The following is a 2198-nucleotide window of genomic DNA, read 5'->3' on the forward strand; positions in this document are numbered from 1 at the left end:
ATAGAGGAACACGTATCCGATATAGGCGTCGGGATCGGATCGCGATCCGGCGAGCCAGTCCAGATAAGATTTTCGCGCCGCGGGCGAAATGCTCGAGTAGGACGGCCAGTAGCCCATCGTTTGCCCCAGTGGATCGCCGTGAGCGCCCACGGTCAATCTCGGGTCGATCAGGCAGTTCTCCGGGTCGGTTAAACTACCCTGCCTCGGCAGGTGCTCGCCTACATAGATCATGCCGCCGGGAATGTCATGGCTTCCCACCGTTGCTGCTGTATTCGCAGGAATCCAATATGCCGACTGGCGCGGGGCGGGGCTCGCTCGCACTGCGGGTAGCCGGTCGAACCACCGCGGGTGGTCCGTCCGGGCCGTGTTGGGAACAAGAATAGGGCCGCGCTGCTGAATGGGATCCGAAAGCTGAGCATTATCCGATGCGGGCGAACCTTCGGTTGTTGGCGCTGCGGGGGCGACCTTGGTGTTCTCAATGCGTTGCCAACCCGCTTCTGCGGGAGCGGCTGAAGGATCGGGCACTGGTTTGGATGATCCAATGGCTCCGCGTTGTCTGATGAAGTCGTCGACAGCTCTATTATGTGCCGCGACAGAAGTCGCAATATCTGATGGCAATGCATGTTTCTGTTCGACCGGTTGTCTTCCAACTACAGTATCGGCTGGAACGCTTGGATCGTTCCGAACCAAGAGGTGCCTGTTGCTTCTGGCCGATTGGTCGAGACCGCTATCAAGTTGGCTGCTTTCGGAACCCAACGGCTGCGTCTGATCCGTTGGGGCCGTACGGGGAATGAGAACAGGACCGCGTTGTCGAATGGATTCCGTTATCTGAGCATTGTGCGATGCGAGCGATCCCTCGTTTGTAGTCGTTGCCGGAATGACCTTGGTGGTTTCAATGCTTTGCCAACCCGTTTTTGCGGGAACGGACGGCTGCCCGGCTGAAGGATTGGCCCTTGATTTGGGCAGTCGGATCGCTCGCCTCTGACGGATGAAATCGTGGACGGCGGCGTTGTGTGCCGCGAGAGAAGCCGCAATATCCGCAGGCAGGACCGGCTTTTGCTCGACTGGCTGTCTTCCAGCAGCATTGTTGGCTGGAACCATGCGAACGGTCGGGACATGGAGGCGATGCCTATCGGTTCTGACCGACCGGTTGGGAATGCGTTCAGGTTCGCTGGGCTTGCTTTCGGATGCCGTTGGAACCGACTCCGCGGCTGAATTTCTTCGGCGTCTCCGCAGGAAGAAGAACGCGGCTGCGATCCCTAGCAGGCCCAAATAGATCAAACGCGGCGTTGGGGTGGTTGGCCCCTCTCTGACCTTGTTCGGCTCCGGCGCCAAACGATCGGATTTGGTGGAGGCCGCGGTGTGCGCCGGCAAAGGCGGCGCCTGGTGAACATCGCCACCAGCTTGCCCGGCTTCCCCGTTACTTGTCTGTGGCGTTGTCTTCGTCGGAACACCAGGCTGCTCCCACGGCGACGGGTGCACATCCGTGGCTATGGGCGCCAACGGGTCACGCGTCGCCTGCGGCTGCGGAAAAAGCGCCGCTGACGTCGCTTGGTCCAAAGTACCAGTCTGAGGAAGATTGCTCGCCTTCTGGAAAGCCTTGAGCGCACTGATGGACCGACGTCCCCAAATTCCGTCCGCGGTCCCGAGATCGTAGCCATGGTCGGCAAGCGCTTGTTGAATCTGCCGAGCGGAATGTTGAGATTCCTGTGAAATTGCGGGGTCTGTGACGCTCAGTGCTGTCGCCAAGGCGACCACCACAGTCCAAGAAAATGGCAACCTCATCCCTTTTGCCCCACCGTCCCAGTTTAAGCATAGCTGGGATAAGTTCTTTTGAGAACTCGCGCTATTACATTTCCTCCGAATGAGGGCGGACGCTCAACAGCAGAAACTGCCGATCTCCTTTGATTGCACTCTTCCCCCTCGAACTCGTGCTTGTTCAGCCCGAGCAGAATCTCCATTCACAATAGCCGATCTGCGATCACAACGATGAGCCCTAAGGCCGGGGCCCAACGAGGCCGGGCTGAATTTCGACCCATGTCCGAAATATGCCGCAAATTTCGGACAATGCGCCACCTGTCGGCCTGCCCACTACTTATCGCCGATCGATCTATTGATCAGGTACAAGCAGTCGCAGCGGTCGTTCCGTCGTCAGCGTCCAGCTATTCGTCGGCCTCGACTTCAACGGCCTCTTGGAG

1 protein-coding gene is annotated in these 2198 nt (G+C 58.8%); it reads right to left on the reverse strand.

The genetic code is table 11. The annotated features are described in order from the left end of the window. A partial coding sequence (locus EOA24_RS35090) for a TerB N-terminal domain-containing protein (protein WP_189354503.1) occupies positions 1 to 1749 on the reverse strand: 1749 nt, incomplete at its 3' end. Positions 1750 to 2198: the final 449 nt, after the last annotated feature.

The organism is Mesorhizobium sp. M2A.F.Ca.ET.039.01.1.1, from assembly GCF_003998035.1.
Classification (GTDB): Bacteria; Pseudomonadota; Alphaproteobacteria; order Rhizobiales; family Rhizobiaceae; genus Mesorhizobium.